The organism is Streptomyces sulphureus DSM 40104 (assembly GCF_000381025.1).
In the GTDB taxonomy this organism is placed as follows: domain Bacteria; phylum Actinomycetota; class Actinomycetes; order Streptomycetales; family Streptomycetaceae; genus Streptomyces; species Streptomyces sulphureus.
Map to the genome: position 1 here is coordinate 441,901 of NZ_KB905816.1, position 21,793 is coordinate 463,693.

Consider the following 21,793-nt stretch of genomic DNA (forward strand, 5'->3'; position numbering starts at 1 on the left):
ACCGAGCATATGGCTCAGTCATGATGTAGACGCCAGGGTCATTTCTGACCTAACACTCCGAGCACGGCGCGACCTTCGGAGCTCGGTGACGACGAGGACGGAGAGACACGTGACCACGACAGAAGAGCCCGGCTCCTACCGCAGCATCTGGACCTACCTCAGGGAACTGGAGTTCACACAGGGCTACGTGGAGGTCGACGGCGTCCGCACGCGATACGCCGAGGCCGGTCCGCGGGACGCCCCTCCCGTCCTGATGCTGCACGGCACGGGCGGCCACTGGGAGACCTTCGCACCGACCCTCCAAGCCCTGAGTGAGCACTTCCACTGTGTGGCGATCGACATGGTCGGCAACGGATTCTCCGAAAAGCCCGACCACGACTACGAGATCGACGTCTACGTGCGCCAAGTCCAAGCGGTCATGGGCCACTTCGGCATGGACCGCGCCCATCTGATCGGGATGTCCCTCGGAGCCTGGGTCTGCGCGGCGACCGCCGTGCACCACCCCCACCGCGTCCGCCGGATGATCCTCATGTCCCCCGCCGGGCTGATCGCCACTGCCTCCAACATGGCCCGCATCCGCAGAGAGCGCACCGCGGCCGTCAACGACCCGAGTTGGGAGTCGATCCGCAAGGTCTTCGAGCACCTCATCGCCGACGAGGACAACCGGCTGCCCGATCTCATCGCGCTGCGGCAGGCGATCTACCAGCGTGCGGACACCCGGGACACCATCGACCACCTGCTGGTCCTCCAGGACCCCGAAGCACGCGACCGCAACCTCATCCCCGAGCGGGACTGGGCGGGGATCCAGGCGCCCACGATGGTGGTGGCCTCCGGCAAGGACCACGGCGAGTACCAGAGCACGGCCAGGACGGTCTCGCGCCTCATCCCTGAGTCCGAGGTTTTCGAGATGCCGGAGGTACGGCACTGGCCGCACTTCGAGGACCCGGAGAGCTTCAACCGGGCAGCGCTGACGTTCCTGCGGAAATGAGCGGCCAGTGCTGAGCGACACCGCGATCGAGGACGCCGCCGCCAGGCTCCACGAAGCCGAGCGGAGCGGCGTGCCCATACCCCAACTCTCCTTGCAGTACCCGGAGATGACGGTCGAGGACGCCTACGCGGTGCAGCGCGCCGTGGTCGCACGCCATGTGGCCGCCGGTCGTCGAGTACGCGGCCGGAAGATCGGCCTCACCTCGAAGGTGATGCAGCGCGCGGTCTCCATCGACGAGCCCGACTACGGCGTGCTCTTCACGGACATGCTGGTGGACGACGGCGGCACGGTCGAGCACGGGCGCTTCATCCGCCCGCGGGTCGAGGTCGAGCTTGCCTTCATCCTCGGCCGCGATCTCGACGGCCCCGGCACCACGCTCTACGAGGTGCTGCGGGCCACCGAGTTCGTCACCCCCGCGCTGGAGATCCTCGACGCCCGGGTGCAGATGAGCGACCCGGAGACCGGACACCTGCGCACCATCGTCGACACCATCGCGGACAACGCGGCCGACGCCGGCCTGGTCCTGGGCGGACGCGTGGTGCGCCCACTGGAGATCGACCTGCGCTGGGTCTCCGCCCTGCTGATGCGGAACGCCACCGTCGAGGAGTCCGGCGTCGCCGCCGCGGTCCTCAACCACCCCGCGAACGGGGTCGCCTGGCTCGCGGACCGCCTGGCACCGCACGGCGACCGGCTGCACGCCGGCGAGGTGATCCTCGCAGGCTCCTTCACCAAACCAGTGCACGCCGATCCTGGCGATACCTTCGTCGCCGACTACGGCCCACTCGGCACCGTCTCCTGCCACTTCGCCCAGGCAGCGGCGGGGACGTAACCCGCCGCCTCCCGCGGCCCGCACGGGCACGCGCCGCACCAGACCCGACCGCCGTGGACCGGCCGCCGCGGTACCCGCCGCAGGCGGGCCGAACGGTCCCCGGCACCAGACGAAAGGCCACCGATGGACCTGGACTTCACCGAGGACCAGCTGGACTTCCGCGAGCGGGTACGGACCTGGCTCGCCGAGAACAAGCCACGCGACCCGCGACCCGACGATCCGCAGGGCGTCCGCGAGTTCGACCTGGCCTGGCAGCGCACTCAGTGGGAGGGCGGCTGGGCCGGCATCTCCTGGCCCGCCGAGTACGGCGGGCGCGGCGCCACCCTCGCCGAACAGCTGATCTGGTACGAGGAGTACGCCGCGCACGGCCTGCCGTCGATCGATGCGTGCTTCGTCGGGCAGAGCCACGCGGGGCCCACCCTCATCACCCGGGCCTCCGCGGAGCAGAAGAGCTTCCACCTGCCGAGGATCCTGCGCGGCGAGGACATCTGGTGCCAGGGCTTCTCCGAGCCCGACGCCGGCTCCGACCTCGCCTCGCTGCGCACCAAGGCCGTCGTCGACGGCGACGAACTCATCGTCACGGGACAGAAGGTGTGGACCAGCTTCGCGGCCTCGGCCGACTACCAGGAACTGCTGGTGCGCACCGACGACTCGGGTACCAAGCACAAGGGAATCACCTGGACCGTCTGCGACATGCACAGCCCCGGCATTGAGGTACGCCCGATCCGCACGATGGAAGGCGGCGCGGAGTTCTGCGAGGTCTTCTACGACGAGGTGCGCATCCCCCTCTCCAACGTCGTCGGCGGCCTCGGCAACGGCTGGAGCGTCGCGATGTCCACGCTCGCCTTCGAGCGGGGCACCGCCTTCACCGCCTCCCAGGTCCACCTCGCCCGGATCGTCGAGGACCTCATCGACTACGCCCGCGATCACGTCGGACCCGACCGCAGGCGCCCGGCCATCGCCGACGACGAGATCGCCCGACGGCTCGCACGGGCCCGCGCCGATGTCGCGGCGCTGCGTGCCATGACGTACGTCGGCATCTGCCGCAGCATGCAGTCGGACACTCCGGGGCCGAAGGGCTCCATGCTCAAACTCCACTACGCCGACCTGCACAAGGACGTCTCCGCGCTGGCGATGGAGATCGTGGGTCCCGAGGCACTGCGCCGCGGCGCCGACCGCCACGAACAGGGCTGGGTCGGCAACTACCTGCACTCCTTCTCCAGTTCGATCGGCGGCGGCACGTCGGAGATCCAGCGGAACATCATCGGGGACCGGGTCCTCGGTCTGCCCAGGTGAAAGGGGAACCGGAACGATGGACCTTCTGCCCTCCGAGGAGCAGCTCGAACTCCTCTCCGCCGCGTCGGAGTTCCTCACCGACCAACAGCCGATCCGCACACTGCGCGACCGGGCCGGGCAGGACTGCGCGGTCGATCGCGCCCAGTGGGCGGCAGGCTGCGACATCGGCCTGCTCACGCTCGGCCTGGCCGAGGAGTACGGTGGCTCGGGACGTCCGCTCGACGACGAGGCCCTGCTCTTCCGCGAGTTGGGCGGACAGCTCGCCCCCGGCCCCTACATCGCGGGCGCGCTCGGGGCCAGGGTCGCCGCGGCCTGCGGTGACGCTCAACTCGCCGCCCGCATCGGCTCAGGCGAGGAGTGGGTGGGTCTCGCGGAGCTGCGCGGCGACGGTGAGATCGGTCCCGACAGAGTCAAGGGCACCTTCGACCTGGTGGACGCAGCCGACTGCGACCACCTGCTCCTGGTGACCGAGGAGGGCGCCGCGCTCCTCCCGCCCCCGGCCGCCGAGCAGGTGACACGGGTCGAGGCGATCGACCCCGGCACCCGGCTCGCCACGACCACCCTCGCCGCCACGGAGCCGACCCACTGGGTGCCGGCGGAGACCGAACGCCTCGCGGATCGCGCGCTGGTGCTCAGCGCCGCGATGCTCGCGGGCCTCGCAGAGGCCACCTCCGAGCTCGCCACCGAACACGCCGCCACCCGGGAGCAGTTCGGCCGGCCCATCGGCGTCAACCAGGCGGTGAAGCACGCCTGCGTCGACATGGCCGTACGCGCCGAGGCGGCCGTCTCGCAGGCCCTCTTCGCCTCGGTGAGCGTCTCGTCCGCCCGGCAGGACGTGCGCTTCCAACTGCTCGCCGCGAAGTCCGTGGCAGGCCGCGCGGCGATCGACAACGCCGCGTCGTGCATCCAACTCCACGGCGGCATGGGCTTCACCGCCGAGCACGACACACACCTCTACCTCAAGCGCGCCCACGTCCTCGACCACCTCTTCGCCGAGCCGGCCGACGTACTCGCCGAACTGCTCACCCAAGGAGCCGCCCAGTGACCAGGAAGGCCGCCATCGCCGGAGTCGCCCTCTCCGATGTCGGGCGCGTCGACGACAAGTCCCCCTACCAGCTGATCGCGCAGGCGAGCAGGCGGGCGCTCGCCGAGACCGGGCTCACCCCGGCCGACATCGACGGCCTCGCCTCCACCTCGCAGGGCACCCTGCCGCCCGTCGATGTCGGCGAGTACCTCGGACTGCGGCCCCGTTGGATCGACTCCACCGCGGTCGGCGGCGCCTCCTGGGAGGTGATGCTGGCGCACGCGGCGGACGCCATCGCCGCCGGCCACGCCGATGTCGTGCTGCTCACCTACGGCTCGACCGCCCGCAGCGACCTGCGCAAGGGGCTGCGTACCGGCAGCATCGACTGGGGCTCGCGCGGGCCGCTGCAATGGGAGGCGCCCTACGGCCACACGCTGATCTCGAAGTACGCGATGGCGGCCAAGCGCCACATGCACGAGTACGGCACTACGATCGAGCAGTTGGCCGAGGTCGCCGTCTCCAGCCGGAGCAACGCCGCCCGCAATCCGGAGGCGTACTACCGGGCCCCGATCACCGTCGACGACGTACTCGGCGGCAGGATGATCGCCGACCCCTTCACCAAGCTCCACTGCTGCATCCGTTCGGACGGCGGCGCCGCGGCCGTCGTCGTCGCCGAGGACCGGCTGCCCGACATCGCCACCGAGCCGATCTGGGTCCTCGGCACCGGAGAGGCCACCTCCCACATGCTCACCAGCCAGTGGGACGACCTGACAGTGGGCCCGGCGGCGGTCAGCGGACGGCTCGCCTTCGAACGCGCCGGGCTTCGTCCCTCGGACGTCGACGTGTGCGAGCTGTACGACGCGTTCACGTACATGCTGATGCTGACCCTCGAGGACCTCGGCTTCTGCAAGAAGGGCGAGGGCGGCGACTTCGTGGAGGGCGGCCGGCTGCGGCTCGGCGGCGAACTGCCGACCAACACCGACGGCGGCGGGCTCTCCGCCTGCCATCCGGGGCAGCGCGGCCTCTTCCTGATCGTGGAGGCGGTACGGCAACTGCGGGGCGAGTGCGGCCCACGCCAGGTGCCGGACCCGCGGGTGGCGTGTGTCAGCGGCACCGGCGGCTGGTTCTGCTCCAGCGGGACGGTGCTGCTGGGCACCGAGGCGGGCTGACCTTCCACCTGGTGCACGTCCGCGGGCGGGGCTCCGAGATCGGGCCCCGCCCGCATTTCCGTCTTACCAACGCCCCTGCGACAGAAGCGAGTTCGACTCGCACTGCCCGTCTGCCGACGGGCGAGGGTGCCGCCCGACGCTCGCGGCGTCGGGCGGCACCCTCGTCCGTACCGCGTGGCTGGCGCCGCGTCAGCCGCCCAGACGCAACCCCGCCGCCCGGGTGCCGAAGACGTCGGTACCGAGCACACCGCCCAGCGTGTTCGCGTCCCAGCGCTTGCCGCCGTTGGAGACGGTCGCCACCGGAGTCCACCCGCGCAGCCACTGGATGTTCTCGCCGAGCGCCTTGATCACCTGCCCGCTGACGTGCCCGGCTTCCGGGCTTGCCAGCCAGGCGACCACCGGCGAGCCGAGCGAGGGGTCCTTGGGATCGAACTCGTCCTCGTCCCGCTCGTCGGCCTCCAGGGCCGGAGCCGCCCCCGGCATCGTCGCCGACATCCGGGTGTGGCCGCCCGGGCTGATGGCGTTGACGGTGACGCCTGTGGAGGCGAGCTCCAGGCTCAGCGTCTGCGTCAGTCCGACGATCGCCGCCTTGGCGGCGCCGTAGTTCGACTGCCCGAAGTGGCCCAACAGACCCGCACCCGAGGTGGTGTTGACGATGCGCCCGTAGACCTTGCCGCCGCTCGCCTTGGACTCCGCGCGCCAACGGCGCGCGACGGCCCTGCTCGTCAGCCAACTGCCGCGGACATGGACCCGCATCACCAGGTCGAAGTCCTCGGCGCTCATGTTCCAGATGGCACGGTCGCGGACGATGCCGGCGTTGTTCACCACGATGTCCAGCCGGCCCAGTTCGCTCCAGGCCCGTTCGACGAGCGCCTCGACCTGGTCCTCGTCACCGACGTCGCTGAAGTCGGAGAGTGCCAGGCCCCCGCGATCGGTGATGACCCTCACCACTTCGTCGGCCACCTTGCCGGTCCCTGCCCCGTCGATCGACGTACCGAGATCGTTGACGATGACCGTGGCGCCGTGCCTCGCGAGCTCCAGGGCGTGGGCCCGACCGATTCCGTGTCCGGAGCCGGTCACCAGGGCGACCTTGCCGTCGAGCAGTCCAGTCATGCGTGTTCTCTCCTCATGCTTCGCTCTGTGGTGCCGGCGTCAGCGGCCGACCGGACGGAAGACTGTCGCCTCGGTCCCGGGGGCGATCTCGCGGAAGTGCGCCCGCACCGGCATGCCGATCGTGACCTCCTCCGGAGCGCACCCCTCGACGTTGGTCATCAGACGGGGCCCCTCCGCCAGTTCGACGAGGGCCGCGACGTAGGGCAGCCGTTCGTCGAAGGGCGGCAGGTCGTTCACGTGGACCGTGGAGAAGGTGTGGACGATCCCCCGGCCCGAGGCTTCGAAAGGGGCCACGTTCTCGCTCCAGCAGCTCGGGCAGAAGGGGCGCGGGTAGTGGTGCACGGCGCTGCACGCGCCGCAGCGCGCGAGGAGCAGTCTGCCCTCGTGCGCTGCGTCCCAGTAGAGACGCGTCTCGGGCTCGATGGTCGGCTGGTCGGTCATCGGTCTCACCACCCCAGGTATGCGGCGGGGCGCTTCTCCACGAAGGCGCGCACCCCTTCCGTGGAATCGTGGGCGTAGGACTGGATCTCCTGCGCCATGGCCTCGGCGCCGAAGGCGGCGCTGCGGTCGCCGTCGGGCGAGTCGTTGAAGAGTCGCTTGGTCAGGGCGATCGCACTCGTCGGCGCGGTCACCAGGCGGTCGACGAACTCCTTTACAGCGGCGTCGAGTTCGCCGGCCGACACGACCCGGTTCACCAGGCCGAGCCGGTACGCCTCCGCGGCCGGCAGCTTCTCGCCGAAGAGCACCATCTCCTTGGCGCGCTGCATGCCGATCCGCCGGGGCAGCAGATAGGCGCCGCCCCCGTCGACCACCAGTCCGCGCTTGACGAAGGACTCGGCGAAGTACCCGGCCTCGGTCGCCACCACCAGGTCGGCGGCGTAGGCGAGATGGGCGCCGATGCCGGCGGCCGCCCCCTGGACCACGGCGATCACGGGCTTGCCGCAATCGAGCACCGCGCTCATCAGCCGCTGTGCGCCGTTCATGATGCGACGCATCGGGACGGTGACCCGCTTGACCTCGTTGGCCTGTCCTTCGCCCAACTTGACCACATCGGCGCCGGTGCAGAAGTGCCGCCCCGCCGCCCGGAGTACGACGACCCGGACCTCCGGGTCCGCGTCCGCCTGTTGCAGGAGGCGGATCACCTCGTCGCGGTCGACGGGGCGGAGCGCGTTGCCCGAGGCGGGCCGGTTCAGCGTGATCGTCAGGGCGCCCTCCTGCTGCGCATGGAGCACTCCCGGGCCGTCGTTCTGTTCTTGCGCCGTACTGGTCACGGAACCTCCTCGCCGACCCGCGGGCGGGCCGTCCACGACGAACGCAGCGGTTGCGGCGACGGGCATCGGGCGGTGCGGCCCGGCGCACGGCGGCCGGTGTACGGGCCTGCGAGGCATCGACAGCAGACCCGTACACCAGGAGATTCTGGCAGCCATGTCACCTTACGGCAACCTCTGTGGATGCTACTTATGTATGTATCCTGGGGAAGTTGATTTCCGCCTCTGTCAAAGAGGAACCTCAGGGGATATCTTCAGACAGAGACGTCACTAGGGGACCCGCCCTTGCGAGAGAGGTGCAGCCATGACCGAGGCCCCGTCGACCGAGCCACTCACTGCGCCGGCACTGGTGATCAGCGAATGCCAACGCGGCATCCTCGACCCGGACCGCTCGGTCTCCGGCGGCCTCGCCGCACACGCGGCCTCCCGCGGCATCGTGCCGCGCATCGCCCGGCTCGCAGGGGAATTCCGCAGCCGGGGCCTGCCGGTCGTGCACTGCACCATCGCGCACCGGCAGGACCAGGCCGGCATGGTCGCCAACTCCTACCTCGGCAAGGTCGCGTTGCGCGAGAGGTCCATGACCGAGGGCACCCGTGACGTCGAGATCCCGCCCGAACTCGCCCCGCACCCCAGTGACCTCGTCAGCAACCGCGCCACCGGGATCACGGCGTTCTACGGCACCGAACTCGATGCGATGCTCCGCCTACAGCGGGTCCGCACGCTCGTGCTCACCGGCGTCTCCACCAACGTGGCGCTGCCCGGGCTGGCTTTCGAGGCCGTCAACCGCGGCTACCACGTGGTCGTCGCCGAGGACTGCACCGCAGGCGCGTCGCCCGAGGCCCACACCTTCCTACTGGAGAACCAGCTCGGCGTGGCCGCCCGTATCCGCTCGGCCGAGCAGATACGGGCCCGACTCGGCTGACGCGCCGGCGGCACACGGCGCCCGGCCGCCTATTCAGCCTCGGAGGCGGCGTCGCCGTTGATGGAGAACCCGCCGTCCGCGGTGATCGTCGAGCCCGTGACGAACGCGGCCTCGTCGGAGGAGAGCCAGGTCGCGGCGTAGGCGATGTCCATCGGCCCGCCGATCCGGGTCAGTCGACCGCCGCCGGTGTGCAACCCGGAGTCCCCGCGCAACGCCACCACCCGCCCGACGACGAGGACGTTGGCCCGGATACCGTCCTCGCCGCCCTCGACCGCGAGCGTGCGTGTGAGGCTGTTGATGGCGCCCTTGGCCGCGCTGTAGGCGCTGAACCCCTTGAACCCGGCCACCGACTGCCCGGAGGAGATGTTGAGGATCGAGGCGCCGGGCGCCGCCGCCAGATGGGGCCACGCGTACTTCGTCATCCAGAAGACCGATCCCGTCAACGTGTCCCGGACGATGCCGTCCCAGTCCTCGTTGGTGTACTCGTGCATCGGCTTCACCGACCCGGCCACGGCCCCCGTCGGCGCCGCGTTGTTCACCAGGGTGTGCAGGGCACCGTACCGCTCGACCGTCGACTCCACCACGGAGCGCACGCTCGCCTCGTCGCCGATGTCCAGCTGCCGGAACTCGGCCTCGCCACCGGCGTCCCTGATCCGCCCCACGACCTTCTCGCCACGGTCGACGGTGCGCCCCGCGACGATGACGCGGGCACCTTCCGAAGCGAAGTGCTCCGCCATCGAGCGCCCGATTCCCCTTGTGGAGCCCGAGATCAGCGCCACCTTGCCGTTCAGCCTGTCTCCCACCGCACGTCCTCTCTCGCGTTCGCGGCCACCGGGCAGCGCCGCACGCCGACTCGCGGCGCACGGGTGCCGGCGGTGGCCCCGTACCGACCGACCCGGCTCCGCTACAGCGCGCCGTGGGCCTCCTCCAACGCCGAAAGGCGGCGACGCAGCAGCCGGACGGAGTCCGCGACGGCAGGCACCGGACTCGCCGAGCCCTCCAACTCGGCCAGCCGGGCCCGGGTTTCGTCGATCTCGCCGCGCAGCCGTTCGCCTGCCTCATCGCGGGTCAGCAGGTCGTCGTCGACCCAGTCGGCGGCGTCGATGTCTCGTCCGTTGCTCATCAGCGGCTCCAGAGCTTGCGGACGGCCCGGGGTCGGCCGGTCTGCGGGACCCATCCCTGGCTTCGCCGCTCGTCGCCGAATGACGGCCCCCGAGCGGGCCGACACACAGGCGGCCTCCGGTACCGGCGCCGGCCACACCGCCGTCGCATCGGCATTTCTGACGCCTCGTACATTAGCCAGGAGCCCCGTAGGCGTCAACGCCCCTGGAAGGATCAGGTGCGTTGGGGCAATGAACAGCGCTGAACACGCCGGACGGGCATTTCGTCTGACGCTTCGTATCTCATGCGCCCGCGGCTTCGAACGCGGCCTCGATCCGGCGCTGCCGCTGTTGCAGCGAGGCGAGCGCCTCCGGGTGGGTCACGAGGTAGAGCTCGCGACGGCATATCCCCGCCAGCGCCCTGCGAGCCGCCTCCGCGGCCGTCAACTCACCTGGCACCGGGGGCGTCTGAGCCTTGGGAACCGGCCCGGCAGGCACCCCCGGGCGGTTGCGCGCACTCGTCGCGATCCTGGAAGTGACCCGAGCGGGCGCCAGGACGCCCACCCCCACACCCGAGCCTCGCTCGGCGAGCTCCTGCGCCACCGTCTCGGTGAGCGCGACGACGCCGGACTTCGACATCGCGTATGCCCCGAGCCCGGGCCCGTTGCGGAACCCCGCGATCGATGCGGTGTTCACCAGGAAGCCGTCCTGCGACGTGCGCTCCAGGAGCGGCAGGAAGACCTTCATTCCGTTGACGACACCCCAGAGGTTCACCCCGAGCACCCAGGCGAAGTCGTCCAACGAGAGCTGCTCGAAGGGCGCGAGACGCGCCACCCCCGCGTTGTTGACGACCAGGTCCACCCGACCGTGCCGCGCCATGACGGCATCCCCGAGGCGCTGCACGTCCTCGTACCGCGAGACGTCCACCCGTACGCCCTGGAGGCCGAGGTCCGCCGAGGCGGCGTCCAACGCGCGCTGTTCGATGTCGGCGAGGACCACCTCGGCGCCGGCGGCCTGTAGTTCACGCGCGAGTGCGAAACCGATCCCGGACGCCGCGCCGGTCACCACCGCGACCCTGCCGGCCACGCTCCACTCCACCATCAGCCCCGCCGCCCTTCACCCGCTCGTCCCCGACCGGTGCCCGATCAGGCACCGGAGGCCACCTGGACCCGGAGCCCGTATACCCTCAACTTCTGACAGAGACAGTCACGTGTCAAGATGCCGGGCGTGCTTCCCCGCGCAGCAGCCCGCGGGCTCTTCATGTCCGTTCAATACCGAGACCACGGAGGATGAAACGGGCTAGTCTCTCGGCATCGTCCGGAGTCGGCTCGGTGTTGCTCCACAGGTGCCTTCGCATCATTCCCAGTGTAAGATCTGACAGGTATGGCGCTTTATGCTCCGGCTCGCGTCCCAGCTCCTTCAGCGGCGCCACGAGCAGCCCCGTGATCGGGCGCAGCAGCTCCCCCTCCGAGCTTCCCGTGTTCGCCCCGGCCAGCCCCAGGTGCCGGAGGACGGCACGGGAGGTCCGTGCCGACCGCGGGTCGGATACCTGCCGGAGCACGCCACGCACCCAGACCAGAATCCGCTGTCGGGGGTCCGGCTCCTCCGCCATCCGGTCCCCGATCCGCTCCGCTCCCCTCTGGACACCCCGCTCCAGTACCGCCATGATCAGATCGTCCTTGCTCGGAAAAGACCGATACAGCGTCTGGTTGGAGATTCCGGCCGCCGTCACTATCTCCGAGACCGAGGGAATTGCGGGGGCCTTCTCGGCCACCAACTCCAGTGTCAGCGCGAGCAATCGGTCGATCTCCGCCTCAGCGGCCTCCCGTCGCCGAGCCATTCGCCGTTCCGCAGCTATGGAAGCCCGGCTCGCGCCCGTCTGCAACGACTCTCCTGAGGTACCGTCATCCATTCTGGGTAATCCAATTCTGATTCGGGGAACTTCATGACTTCCAACAGCAATCAGACCACGCCACGCGACACCGGCGACATCCCCTACCCCTTCCGCCTCTTCGATCTCACCGGCAAGACCGCCCTGGTGACCGGCGGCAGCCGCGGACTCGGCCGCCGGATGAGCCTGGCGTTCGCCGCCGCGGGGGCGAACACCGTGGTCGCCAGCAGAAAACTCGACAGCTGTCAGCGGGTGGTCGAGGAGATCGAACAGACCACCGGCCGCCGGGCGTTGGCACACAGCTGCCACCTGGGGCGCTGGGAGGAGATACCCGAGCTGGTCGACGCTGCGTACGCAGCCTTCGGCACCGTGGACGTGCTCGTCAACAACGCCGGGATGTCCCCCGTCTACGAGAAGATCACCGACGTCACGGAGCGGATGTACGACTCCGTCCTCAACCTGAACCTCAAGGGACCCTTCCGGCTCACCCAACTCGTGGGCACCCGCATGAAGGAACAGGGCTCGGGCAGCATCATCAACGTCAGCAGCACCGGCTCCCTGCGCCCCCGGGGCGCCATCATCCCCTATGCCGCGGCCAAGAGCGGGCTCAACGCCATGACCGAGGGGTTCGCCGAGCTCCTCGGCCCGGAGGTGCGCGTCAACACCCTGATGCCCGGCCAGTATCTGACCGACGTCAGCGCGGCCTGGGACATGGAGTACACCAACGAGCAGGCCCATCGCCTCCATCTGGAGAGGATCGGCGAGCCCGAGGAGATCGTCGGCGCCGCGCTCTTCCTCGCCAGCAGCGCGGCGAGCTACACCTCCGGCACCGTGGTCCGCTCCGACGGCGGCATCCCCTAGACGCCCGTGCCGGCGCGGTCCGCACCCCGGGGGGCGCCTCGGCCGCGCCGGCCGACGCCGCCTACCGCAGGGCCTGTTCGACCAACACCCGCTTCAGCAGCTTGCCCGCACTGGTCCGCGGCAGCTCCGCCTCGAAGACGAGCGAGCGTGGGCACTTGAAGCCGGCGAGCCGCTCCCGGCAGAAGGCGAGCAACTCCTCCGCGAGCCGGGGCGTCGGAGTCTCCCCTTCCTCCAACTGGACCACTGCCCTGACCTGTTGGCCGAACTCCTCGTCCGGGACACCGATCACCCCGACGTCGAAGACGGCGGGGTGCGCCGAGAGGCGGTTCTCGACCTCGGCCGGGTAGATATTGACGCCGCCGGAGACGATCAGGTCGGTTCGGCGGCCGTCGAGGTAAAGGTAGCCGTCCTCGTCGAGATATCCGATGTCGCCCAGGGTCGCGCGCCCCTCGTCGTCGGAGACGTCCGCGGTCTTCTCGGCGGCCTTGTGATAGCTGAACCGGCGTGCGCCCTCGAACCAGACACCTCCCCTGGTGTACGGGGGTACGGGCCGGTGCTCCTCGTCGAGGACGGTGACGGTGCCGGGCTGCGGGCGCCCGACCGAGCCCGGGTGGGCGAGCCACTCCTGCGGGGTGATCAAGACCATGCCGATGTTCTCGCTGCCGCCGTAGAACTCGTAGAGGACCGGGCCCCACCAGCGCATCATCTCCCGCTTGACCTCGACGGGGCAGGGCGCGCCCGCGTGCACCGCGTAGCGCACGGTGGAGGTGTCGGCGTGCTGGCGGAGTTCGGCCGGGAGCCTGAGGAGACGTACGAACATGGTGGGCACCAGGTTCAGATGGGTCACCCGGTAGGTGGCCAGCAGGTCGAGGAAGTCCGCGGCCTCGAACCGCTCGGTGAGCACCAGCGTGCCGCCCCAGCGGAGCACCGAGGAGCAGACCTGGAGCGGGAAGGCGTGGTACAGCGGGGCGGTGTTGAGCCAGACCGACTCGGGGGTGAAGTCCCATGCCTCCCGGAACCCACGGGTCAGGGGGTCGCCCTCGGCGAAGGTCACAGCGGGCAGCGGGCGGAGTATCCCCTTCGGTGCTCCCGTGGTGCCCGAAGAGTAGAACATGAAGTCGCCCTGCGCCGACCCTTGTCCGACATCGTCCGGCGGCTCCGCCGAGGGTGATCCCTTGCCGCCGCGGGCCAGCGTGAAGCGGCCGCTCCCGGCACCGGCGACGAGCACTGCCTCGACGGCGGGACATTCCGCGAGCGCCCGCTCCACCGTCGGCCGAAGCCGGCTGCTCGTCACCACCACCCGGGCGTCCGCGTGCGCGAGGACGTGCGCCATCTCGGCGTCGGTGAGGTGGCTGCCGACCGGAACGAGGCGGGCGGCGCTGCGCAGCGCCGCGATCGCAACGATGGGATACTCGACGCGGTTCTCCATCACCAGCGCCACCCGGTCCCCCGGCAGCAGGCCGAGGCCGCGCCAGGTGCGGGCCAAGTCGACGGAAGCATCGACGAGTTGGCGGTAGGTGAGCACCTGGCCGTCCGGGACGATCACGGCCGGCCTGTCGGGACTGCGAGTCGCCCAGTGGTCGGGGGTGACGGGGGTCGGCTGCTGTGTCTGCGACTGCTGCGGAATCACCGCGCACCTCCGGTGCGTACGACGGGACTTGAAGAGCCCCGCGGGGCCCCGGCCCGCACCGGGGCCCCGCGGGCCGGACAGTCGGCCGCGAGGGGATCGTCACGGCCGCAGGACGCAGCTCAGGCGAGCCCGAGCTTCTCGCGGGCCGCGGCGAGCCGGGAGGGAATGTGGTCGGTGGGCCAACTCCCCTCGGTCGGCTCGTACTCCTGGAGCACCCGGCGCGCGACCTGCCGCAGGTGCACCTCGGTCGGCCCGTCCACCAGGCCCATGACCGGCGCGGTCACCCACATTTTCGCCAGCGGGGTGTCCTGGGTGACGCCGAGCGCGCCGTGCACCTGGATGGAGCGCTGCACGACGTCGTGGAGCACCTTCGGGGTGAGGAACTTGATGGCGCTGATGTCCTTGCGGCACTGCGAGTAGTCCTGGGTCTTGTCGATCAGCCAGGCGGTCCGCAGCACGAAGAGCCTGAACTGGGTCAACTGCGCATAGGACTCGGCGACATAGGACTGCACCGTCTCGCGCTCGGAGAGCGGCTTGCCCCTGGTGGTGCGGGAGACCGCGCGCTCGCACATCATGTCCAGGGCACGCTGCGCGAGCCCCACGGTGCGCATCGCATGGTGGACCCTGCCGCCGCCGAGCCGGACCTGGGCGACCTCGAAAGCCCTGCCCTCCTCGCCCAGCAGGGCGGCGTGGGGCACACGTACGTTCTCGTAGTGGATGTACGCCTCGGAGCCCTCCTCGGCCGGCTCGTGGATGAGCGCGAGGCTGCGCTCGATCCGCACCCCGGGGGTGTCGGTGGGGACGAGGAACATCGACATGCCGCCGTGGGGCCCCGCGGCCTTGTCGGTATACGCCATCACGATGCAGAAGGTGGCGTAACGGGCGTTGGATGAGAAGAACTTGGTGCCGTTGAGTATCCAGTCCTCACCGTCGCGTACGGCGGCGGTCTCGAACCCCGAGACATCCGCCCCGCCTTGCAGCTCGGTCATCGAGTAGCAGGAGAAGATCTCGCCGTCGAGCAGCGGTTGCAGGTAGCGGCGCTGCTGCTCGAGGCTGCCGAAGTGGGCCAGGATCTCTGCATTGCCGGTGTCGGGCGCCTGGGTACCGAAGATCACGGGAGCCCAGGCGGACCTGCCGAGTATCTCGTTGAGCAGGGCGAGCTTCAGCTGTCCGTACCCCTGGCCCCCGAGCGCGGGCTCCAGATGGCAGGCCCACAACTCCTGCTCCCTGACCCGCTGTTTGAGCGGGTCGACGACCTTGCGGTGCTCTTCGTCCAACGGCTTGTAGCTGTCGTGCGGCCAGACCAGGTCGAGGGGTTCCACCTCCTCGCGGACGAAGGCCTCGGCCCAGTCCAGTTTCTGCTGAAACTCTCGGTCCGTCTCGAAGTCCCAAGCCATGTCGGCTCCTTGGTGGTGAGGGTGGGGGCGCGGGCTAACGCAGCGCCGTCGTCCGGGCGAGGGAGGCGGCCTTGCGCATGAGCTCCAGCACGATCGGGCCGAAGCGGGCCACCCGCTCGTCCGCCTGGCCCTCGGCATGCCGGGCGACGCTCGCCTCCAGGACGATGGCGAGCTTGAAGCGGGCGAGCACGACGTAGTAGTCGATGTACGAGACGTCCAGGCCGCTGACCGCGGCGTAGTGCTCGAGCATGGCCTCCCGCGAGGGCATGCCGGCGTAGTCGAGGTAGCGCGAGGCGGTCATGTCGTCGCCCTCTGGCGGCCACGAGACGAGCACCCAGCCGAGGTCGAGCAGCGGGTCGCCGACGGTGGCCATCTCCCAGTCGATGATCGCGGCGAGTTCGGCCGGAGCGCCATGCCGGTACATGACATTGGCGAACTGGTAGTCGCCGTGCATGATACCGGGCCGGAAATGCGGAGGCTGATGTGTGCGGAGCCACTCGGCCGCCTCCTCAAGTCCGGGAAGCTCGCGGAATCGGAAGCGGGCCAGGTGCGTGAGCCATCGGTCGACCTGACGGTCGAGGAAGCCGGCCGGCTTTCCGAAACCCTCCAGCCCCCTGGCCTTCCAGTTGACGCGGGCCATCTTGGCGGCGCCGTCGACGAGTTGGAGCGCCAGGCCCGCTCGCGCCCGCAGGTCGGTGTCGAAAGGCGGGGCCCAGCCGCCCTGCATGGGGCTCCAACCGTCGACGAGGTCCATGAGGTAGAAGGGCGTGCCGAGGACGTCGGGGTCGTCCGTGGCGGCGCGCAGCCCGGCGTGCGGAACGTCGGTGTCGGCGAGGGCCTCGAGCAGGCGCGCCTCCCGCATGAGCACCTTGGCACGTCCCTCGACGCCGTACGCCGGCGGCCGGCGGAGCGCCATCCTCGCGTCCCCCCGGAGTATCTCGTAGAGCTCGTTCTGGGAGCCGCCGGAGAGCGCACGGACCCGGGCGAGCTCCCCCGCTCCCGGCAGCCCTTTCGCGTCCATCCAACGACTGAGGCTCTCGACATCGAGCCCGGCAACACCCGGCTCTTCCGGCAGGGTTTCCTTCGCGTTATCTGCCATAGGCGAAAACATAATGACCATCAACTGGAAACGCAATTACTGTACTTGAGCGAACGAAATCCCAAGTGTCCGCGCGCCGCCGTGACCGGGAAACCCGACCTGGGCAGCCGTGCACACCCGAAACGCACGACTGCCCTCGAATCCTCCGCAACGTCCTTCCCCGCCCCGCGGCACGGATTTTCGTCCTCAAGTACAGGCCGCAGCAGCGGGAATTCGGGCCGCCGCTGAATTCTTACCTTCCGGTGTTCAGGAGGCGCGCGGGAAGTTGTAGACACGGCGTGCGTTCCACTCCACCATCTTGTGTGCCTCCTCATCCGGTACGTCCTGCATCAACTCGGTGACGTACTGGCGGCTCTTGGGCCAGTTGGAGTCCGAGTGCGGGTAGTCGCACTCCCACATGATGTTGTCGATACCGACCATCTCGCGCCGTACGACACCCTCAAGGTCGTCGATGAAGCAGCCGTAGAAGTGCTTGCGCCACAGGTCGGAGGGGCGCACCTCCTTGTTGACGTTCTGGTACCAGCGGTGCTTCTCCCAGGTGAGGTCGATCCGCTCCAGCAGGTAGGGCACCCAGCCGATGCCGCCCTCGGAGAGCGCGACCTTCAGCTCGGGAAACTTGTGGAAGACGGGAGAGAAGAGCAGATCGGCCGTCGCGTCCATGGAGTTGGTGCCGAAGAGCGAGATCATGACCGCCATGGGCGCCTCGGGCGAGGTGATCGGCGGCTTGCCCGAGGAGCCGAAGTGCATGCACAGCGGCATGCCGGTCTCCTCGGCCGCGCGGAAGACCGGGTCCCAGTGATCGGTGTAGAAGGACGGCAGCCCGAGACCGACGGTGTTCTCCGGGAAGGTGATCGCCTTCGCCCCCTTGGCGGCGCACCGGCGAATCTCGCGGGCGGACTCCTCAGGGTCCCAGAGCGGGAGGATGATCATCGGGATGAAGCGGTCGGGGTAGGCCGCCGCCCACTCGTCGAGGTGGAAGTCGTTCCAGGCGCGCACCGAGAGCCTGGCCAACTCCCTGTCCTTGCCTTCGAGGAACGCCGTTCCCGAGAACCGCGGGAACGACGGGAAGCACAGGGCCGCCTGCACCCCGTCGATGTCCATGTCCCGCACTCGCGCGTGCACGTCGTAACAGCCGGGCAGCATGTCCGAGTACCTCGTCGGGTCCATCCCGTACTCCTGCGGGCGCTTCCCCGCGACGGCGTTCAGCCCGATGTTCGGGTAGACCCGGCCCTCGTAGAGCCACACCTGGGCCGGCTCCTTCTCACCCTTGCCGCCCTCACGGGCGGTGTTGATCAGCGCGGCCGAGAGCGCCTCGTCGCCCGCGTTCTCGCTCATGTCCATCTCGACGATCCGCGGGCCGTCCTCCTGATACTTCTTCGGCAGCCGATCGGTCCACAGCGTCGGCGGCTCGATCAGGTGGTCGTCGACCGATATCAACTGCATGTCGTCCTGAAGCGGCATGTTTCCTCCCAAGCATCGACGGCAGCCGGACGGAACACCCCGTGGGGCTGCGGCTCTTTCGTAGGTGTGCGGTGCGGTCACTCGGCGCGGTGCAGCAGCAGGCAGCCCGCTTCGGGGCCGCCGCCGATGCCCACCGCAGCGGTGGCCACGTCCTTGGGGAGCTGCCTCTCCCCGGCCTCGTCCCACAGCTGTAGGCAGGCCTCGTGGAGGAAGCCGTACCCGTGGAGACGGCCTGCGGAGAGCTGGCCTCCGTGCGGGTTGATCGGCAGCCTTCCGTCCTGGCAGTAGTTCTCCGGGGCGTCGAGGAACTGGCCGACCTTGCCGTGCTCGCAGAACCCCAGAGCTTCGATCCACTGGGCGCACAGGTAGCTGAACCCGTCGTAGAGCGTGGCGAAGTCGACATCGGCCGGGGTCAGACGGGTCCCCTGCCACATCGCGGCGGCGGCGTCGTGCGCAGCCATCGTCGTCAAGTCGGCCCGCTGGTCCCAGGAGTGGCGCTCGTAGAGCGCCGAGCCGGCGGACTCCAGGGAGATCGGCGGCTTCGCCAGGCCTGCGGAGTCCTCACGGCGGGAGACGATGAGCGCGGTCGCGCCGTCGCAGGGCACGTCGCAGTCGTAGAGACCGAGCGGCCAGGAGATCAGGCGTGCGCCGAGGTACTCCTCCATCGTCATCGGCTTGCGGTAGATGGCGTTGGGGTTGCGCCCCGCGTTGGCACGGGCGTTGATGACCAGCTTGCCGATCTGCTCCCTCGTCAGGCCGAAGTCGTGCATGTAGCGCTGTGCGTACATGCCGATCCAGTTCGCGGGCGAGGCCGCGCCGAACGGCATACGGAACTCCCCGTGCCCGGAGGCCCGTTGGGCCTTCCCGGTGAGGGCGGCGGCCCTGCCCGAAGCCTGTGCGGTGGCCTCCCAGACGGAGCGGAAACACAGCACGTGTGTCGCGCGCCCGGTGGCGACCGCCATCGCCGCGTCCATCAGGGTGCCCGCCTGCCCGGAGGTCTCCACGGAACTCGCGTGCCATCGGGTACGCAGTCCGAATGCGTCCCTGACGTCGTGGGTCGTCGCCCCGACGAAACCGCCCTCGGCCGCCACCGGACCCGGGTAGCTGGCCACCCCGTCGATGTCGTCGAAGGAGAGGCCCGAGTGCTGGACGGCCGTCTCGGCCGCCTCAAGGGCGAGATCGATGCCGGTTCGGCCGATTCTGCGGCCGATCTGGGACTGCCCGATGCCGGTGATGACGGCACGGTTGTCGACAAAGGTCATGCGGTCACCGGCCTGAAGAAGGGGAGTGCGACATCGTCCTGGAGGTCGAAGGCGACCTCTACGGCCATCCCGACCTGCACCTGCTCGACCTCGCAGTCGACAAGGCAGGTGGTGAGCCGTACGTCGGGCTGCTCCTCCAGCTCGACGGCGGCGATCACGTACGGAGGCGGAAACGCCTCGAACCACGGGTGGTGGTTGACGGTGTAGGCCGCGACCCTCGCCCTGCCCGACGTCTGCTCCGGTCCGACATCCCGGCTTCGGCACCGGAAGCACGCCCCGACCGGGGGGTGGAACCACTTGCCGCAGGAGCGGCAACGGTGGATACGGAGTGCGTTGTCGAAGCCACCCGTCCAGAACGGACGGGATTCCTCGGTCACTTCCGGAAGTATGCGGCCCGATTGATGTGGCATGGATTCCTCCGGGAATCAACTACGGCACCGCGGCGCCGTTATGGGCGCGGAGAGCCCCGCCGACGGAGCCCCTCATCCCGGGGCCCGGTCGCTCGGACCGTAGCATCTGATAGTCGCGTCACGAAATACTTGAGGCTTGGGGAAGTTGCACGCCCCAGGGGCGGCCGGCGCCCGACCGGTGGCTCATGGAAGGCCCTGGGACTCCGGTGCACGCTCGCCCCCTCCGCCTCTCCGCGCCCCGTCCCCGAGCGGTCGCCGCAACCGCACGTATCGGCCTGGGTGATCAGCGAGTTCGGGAAGCGGGGAGTCTCCGAGCGGGCACGGAACGTCGTGGTCCCCCTGGGAGTGACCATCTCGACTACAGATCCGCCGTGCATCCCCAGGCTCGGATCCCATCGAGGGCCGGGGGGACCCGTGAACCGTCAAGGTCACCGCCCTGGACCCGTCTCTGACAGTAGTGTATGAAGACGGGAACGGCTCGGGCGGCGGCGGGGACACCCTCCTGCACCGCATGAGACCTGCCTTCGAGTTATCGGATAGGTCTGTCAGATCTTCGCCTACCAACACGCCTCTCAAGCCCCGCCCTGACATCCGGCAGCACACGCGAGCAAGCATCCCCCGGGCGTCGAGAGCTCGTAAAACGCAGGTGTGCTCCGAACGCCAATGTCACCTCCCGGATTCGGGCGGTCCACACACTCGACACCGGGAGGGCGCGGCAATAATGTACTTAGTGTCAGATTATCGCTGTCAGGCAACGTGCCGCAGGAGTGGACCCACACTCCTCGTGCCTCCGCGGACGGGTGGACGCCCCGTCCGTGCACCGAGTGAGAGGAAGCCTCGTCGTGGTCGATGTGATGAGCGGTATCCGGGTCGTGGAAGTGGCCGCCTGGACCTACGTACCGATCGCCGGCGGCGTCCTCACCGAGTGGGGAGCCGACGTACTCAAGATCGAACACCCGGAGACCGGTGATCCCCAGCGCGGTCTGGTCAGTTCAGGCCTGGTTCCGATGGGCGGGGTCAACCACATGTTCGAGCTGCCCAACCGCGGGAAGCGCAGCATCGGACTCGACCTCAAATCCCCCAAGGGGCACGAGGTGTTGATGAAGCTCGTCGCCGAGGCCGATGTCTTCCTCACCAACTTCCGCCCCGCAGCCCGTGCCAAGCTCGGGATCGACGTCGAGGATGTCCGGGCGCACAACGCCGACATCGTCTACGTACGCGGCTCCGCAGCTGGTCAGCAGGGCCCCGAGGCGGAGCTCGGCGGTTACGACATGTCCTCGTTCTGGAGCCGGAGCGGCGCCTCGCACAACGTCAGCCCCGAATCACTCGGGTACCCGGTGAACATGCCGGGCCCGGCCTACGGCGACGTGCTCGGCGGGCTGACCCTCGCCGGCGCCATCTCCTCCGCACTCTTCCACCGCGAGCGCACCGGCGAGGCCGTGACCGTCGACGGTTCGCTGCTGGCCATGGGCGCCTGGGCGATGGGCCCCACGATCGCGGGCGCCCACGCGATGGGCGTGGACTCCCCCGTCAAGCAGACCCCCGACAACCCGGCGAACCCGCTCGTCAACACCTACCGCACGGCCGACGATCGGTTCCTCTCGATCGTCATGCTCGAATCCGACCGCTTCTGGCCCGAATTGACGACCGTCCTCGGCCGCCCCGAACTGCGCGACGACCCGCGGTTCGACAGCCACGCCAAACGGGCCGAGAACCGCGCGGAGTGCGCCGCCGAGATCGCCGCCGGCTTCGCGCGGAAGACCCTCGCCGAGTGGAAGACCGCGCTCAAGGACATCAACGGCGCCTGGGCGCCCGTGCAGTTGCCGCGGGAGGTGGTGGAGGACCCGCAGGCCACCGCCAACCAGTACGTCGCCGACCTCACCGACGCCTCGGGGAACGCGTTCAAGCTCGTATCCGCGCCTGTGCAGTTCAACGAGCGGCCGGGGAACGTACGTCGGGCCCCGGAGCACGGCGAGCACACCGACGACGTACTGATGGAGACGGGCCTGTCCATGGAAGAGGTACTGGCGCTCAAGGTCGAGGGCGCGGTGCTGTAGCGGCGATCCGGCGGAA

General features: G+C 69.5%; 21 protein-coding genes. 8 read left to right on the plus strand and 13 right to left on the minus strand.

Annotated elements, in window-relative coordinates; genetic code table 11:
• Positions 1–109: 109 nt before the first annotated feature.
• From F603_RS0113830 to F603_RS0113850, 5 genes are all read left to right on the plus strand, one after another.
• Positions 110–988: an alpha/beta fold hydrolase gene (locus F603_RS0113830; RefSeq protein WP_019546600.1), complete on the plus strand. Its 879-nt coding sequence runs from the start codon at positions 110–112 to the stop codon at positions 986–988.
• A gap of 7 nt (positions 989–995) precedes the next feature.
• Positions 996–1,817 carry a 2-oxo-hept-4-ene-1,7-dioate hydratase gene (hpaH, locus tag F603_RS0113835; protein ID WP_019546601.1) on the plus strand — a complete coding sequence of 274 codons (822 nt, stop codon included), beginning with the start codon at positions 996–998 and terminating at the stop codon, positions 1,815–1,817.
• Positions 1,818–1,940: 123 nt separating this feature from the next.
• Entirely contained in the window at positions 1,941–3,113 is a 1,173-nt protein-coding gene (locus tag F603_RS0113840; protein ID WP_019546602.1) for an acyl-CoA dehydrogenase family protein, read from the plus strand.
• Between the two features lie 16 nt (positions 3,114–3,129).
• The gene (locus F603_RS0113845; RefSeq protein WP_019546603.1) at positions 3,130–4,158 is read left to right on the plus strand and encodes an acyl-CoA dehydrogenase family protein; all 1,029 of its coding nucleotides are present in this window, start codon (positions 3,130–3,132) and stop codon (positions 4,156–4,158) included.
• Positions 4,155–5,306 carry an acetyl-CoA acetyltransferase gene (locus F603_RS0113850; RefSeq protein WP_019546604.1) on the plus strand — a complete coding sequence of 384 codons (1,152 nt, stop codon included), beginning with the start codon at positions 4,155–4,157 and terminating at the stop codon, positions 5,304–5,306. Before F603_RS0113845 ends, F603_RS0113850 begins: the two co-directional genes overlap by 4 nt.
• A 189-nt stretch (positions 5,307–5,495) precedes the next feature.
• On the opposite strand, the gene F603_RS0113855 is transcribed toward F603_RS0113850, so the two are convergent.
• The 3 genes from F603_RS0113855 to F603_RS0113865 are packed head-to-tail and all read right to left on the minus strand — an operon-like array spanning position 5,496 to position 7,690.
• Entirely contained in the window at positions 5,496–6,419 is a 924-nt protein-coding gene (locus F603_RS0113855) for an SDR family NAD(P)-dependent oxidoreductase (protein ID WP_019546605.1), read from the minus strand.
• Between the two features lie 39 nt (positions 6,420–6,458).
• Positions 6,459–6,860 carry a Zn-ribbon domain-containing OB-fold protein gene (locus F603_RS0113860; protein WP_019546606.1) on the minus strand — a complete coding sequence of 134 codons (402 nt, stop codon included), beginning with the start codon at positions 6,858–6,860 and terminating at the stop codon, positions 6,459–6,461.
• Between the two features lie 5 nt (positions 6,861–6,865).
• Positions 6,866–7,690 carry an enoyl-CoA hydratase/isomerase family protein gene (locus tag F603_RS0113865; protein ID WP_019546607.1) on the minus strand — a complete coding sequence of 275 codons (825 nt, stop codon included), beginning with the start codon at positions 7,688–7,690 and terminating at the stop codon, positions 6,866–6,868.
• Between the two features lie 301 nt (positions 7,691–7,991).
• On the opposite strand from F603_RS0113865, the gene F603_RS0113870 reads away from it, so the two are divergent.
• Entirely contained in the window at positions 7,992–8,609 is a 618-nt protein-coding gene (locus F603_RS0113870) for a cysteine hydrolase family protein (protein WP_019546608.1), read from the plus strand.
• A 29-nt stretch (positions 8,610–8,638) separates the two neighbouring features.
• Here the strand turns inward: F603_RS0113870 and F603_RS0113875 are convergent, their stop codons facing one another.
• The 4 genes from F603_RS0113875 to F603_RS0113890 form a co-directional block, all read right to left on the minus strand.
• On the minus strand, positions 8,639–9,412 hold the full coding sequence (locus tag F603_RS0113875; protein WP_019546609.1) for an SDR family NAD(P)-dependent oxidoreductase: 774 nt from the start codon (positions 9,410–9,412) through the stop codon (positions 8,639–8,641).
• Between the two features lie 101 nt (positions 9,413–9,513).
• A complete protein-coding gene (locus F603_RS0113880; protein ID WP_019546610.1) occupies positions 9,514–9,732 on the minus strand; it encodes a hypothetical protein in 219 nt (72 codons plus the stop codon).
• Between the two features lie 280 nt (positions 9,733–10,012).
• Positions 10,013–10,795: an SDR family NAD(P)-dependent oxidoreductase gene (locus F603_RS0113885; RefSeq protein ID WP_211231080.1), complete on the minus strand. Its 783-nt coding sequence runs from the start codon at positions 10,793–10,795 to the stop codon at positions 10,013–10,015.
• Between the two features lie 172 nt (positions 10,796–10,967).
• The gene (locus F603_RS0113890) at positions 10,968–11,621 is read right to left on the minus strand and encodes a TetR/AcrR family transcriptional regulator (protein ID WP_026328399.1); all 654 of its coding nucleotides are present in this window, start codon (positions 11,619–11,621) and stop codon (positions 10,968–10,970) included.
• A 33-nt stretch (positions 11,622–11,654) separates the two neighbouring features.
• Between F603_RS0113890 and F603_RS0113895 the strand changes: the two genes are divergently transcribed.
• On the plus strand, positions 11,655–12,461 hold the full coding sequence (locus F603_RS0113895) for an SDR family NAD(P)-dependent oxidoreductase (RefSeq protein ID WP_019546613.1): 807 nt from the start codon (positions 11,655–11,657) through the stop codon (positions 12,459–12,461).
• Positions 12,462–12,522: 61 nt separating this feature from the next.
• Here the strand turns inward: F603_RS0113895 and F603_RS0113900 are convergent, their stop codons facing one another.
• The 6 genes from F603_RS0113900 to F603_RS0113925 all read right to left on the minus strand — a co-directional run bounded on the left by F603_RS0113900 (position 12,523) and on the right by F603_RS0113925 (position 19,687).
• Positions 12,523–14,091, minus strand: a complete 1,569-nt coding sequence (locus F603_RS0113900; RefSeq protein WP_019546614.1) for an AMP-binding protein — start codon at positions 14,089–14,091, stop codon at positions 12,523–12,525.
• A 119-nt stretch (positions 14,092–14,210) separates the two neighbouring features.
• The gene (locus tag F603_RS0113905; RefSeq protein ID WP_019546615.1) at positions 14,211–15,488 is read right to left on the minus strand and encodes an acyl-CoA dehydrogenase family protein; all 1,278 of its coding nucleotides are present in this window, start codon (positions 15,486–15,488) and stop codon (positions 14,211–14,213) included.
• Positions 15,489–15,522: 34 nt separating this feature from the next.
• Positions 15,523–16,587 carry a phosphotransferase family protein gene (locus F603_RS0113910; protein WP_026328402.1) on the minus strand — a complete coding sequence of 355 codons (1,065 nt, stop codon included), beginning with the start codon at positions 16,585–16,587 and terminating at the stop codon, positions 15,523–15,525.
• Between the two features lie 246 nt (positions 16,588–16,833).
• Positions 16,834–18,048, minus strand: coding sequence for an amidohydrolase family protein (locus tag F603_RS0113915; protein ID WP_019546617.1), 1,215 nt, complete (start codon positions 18,046–18,048; stop codon positions 16,834–16,836).
• 77 nt (positions 18,049–18,125) lie between these two features.
• On the minus strand, positions 18,126–19,310 hold the full coding sequence (locus tag F603_RS0113920) for a thiolase family protein (protein ID WP_019546618.1): 1,185 nt from the start codon (positions 19,308–19,310) through the stop codon (positions 18,126–18,128).
• Positions 19,307–19,687 carry a Zn-ribbon domain-containing OB-fold protein gene (locus F603_RS0113925; protein WP_019546619.1) on the minus strand — a complete coding sequence of 127 codons (381 nt, stop codon included), beginning with the start codon at positions 19,685–19,687 and terminating at the stop codon, positions 19,307–19,309. Before F603_RS0113925 ends, F603_RS0113920 begins: the two co-directional genes overlap by 4 nt.
• An 875-nt stretch (positions 19,688–20,562) precedes the next feature.
• Between F603_RS0113925 and F603_RS0113930 the strand changes: the two genes are divergently transcribed.
• Entirely contained in the window at positions 20,563–21,777 is a 1,215-nt protein-coding gene (locus tag F603_RS0113930) for a CaiB/BaiF CoA transferase family protein (protein ID WP_019546620.1), read from the plus strand.
• The last annotated feature ends 16 nt before the right edge of the window (positions 21,778–21,793 follow it).

Excerpts from the sequence above, each read along its gene's own strand:
- F603_RS0113860 (WP_019546606.1), bottom strand. The coding sequence starts at position 6,860 with ATGACCGACCAGCCGACCATCGAGCCCGAGACGCGTCTCTACTGGGAC.
- F603_RS0113910 (WP_026328402.1), bottom strand. The coding sequence starts at position 16,587 with ATGGCAGATAACGCGAAGGAAACCCTGCCGGAAGAGCCGGGTGTTGCC.
- F603_RS0113870 (WP_019546608.1), top strand. The coding sequence starts at position 7,992 with ATGACCGAGGCCCCGTCGACCGAGCCACTCACTGCGCCGGCACTGGTG.
- F603_RS0113895 (WP_019546613.1), top strand. The coding sequence starts at position 11,655 with ATGACTTCCAACAGCAATCAGACCACGCCACGCGACACCGGCGACATC.
- F603_RS0113905 (WP_019546615.1), bottom strand. The coding sequence starts at position 15,488 with ATGGCTTGGGACTTCGAGACGGACCGAGAGTTTCAGCAGAAACTGGAC.
- F603_RS0113890 (WP_026328399.1), bottom strand. The coding sequence starts at position 11,621 with ATGGATGACGGTACCTCAGGAGAGTCGTTGCAGACGGGCGCGAGCCGG.
- F603_RS0113880 (WP_019546610.1), bottom strand. The coding sequence starts at position 9,732 with ATGAGCAACGGACGAGACATCGACGCCGCCGACTGGGTCGACGACGAC.
- F603_RS0113840 (WP_019546602.1), top strand. The coding sequence starts at position 1,941 with ATGGACCTGGACTTCACCGAGGACCAGCTGGACTTCCGCGAGCGGGTA.
- F603_RS0113855 (WP_019546605.1), bottom strand. The coding sequence starts at position 6,419 with ATGACTGGACTGCTCGACGGCAAGGTCGCCCTGGTGACCGGCTCCGGA.
- F603_RS0113845 (WP_019546603.1), top strand. The coding sequence starts at position 3,130 with ATGGACCTTCTGCCCTCCGAGGAGCAGCTCGAACTCCTCTCCGCCGCG.
- F603_RS0113920 (WP_019546618.1), bottom strand. The coding sequence starts at position 19,310 with ATGACCTTTGTCGACAACCGTGCCGTCATCACCGGCATCGGGCAGTCC.
- F603_RS0113915 (WP_019546617.1), bottom strand. The coding sequence starts at position 18,048 with ATGCCGCTTCAGGACGACATGCAGTTGATATCGGTCGACGACCACCTG.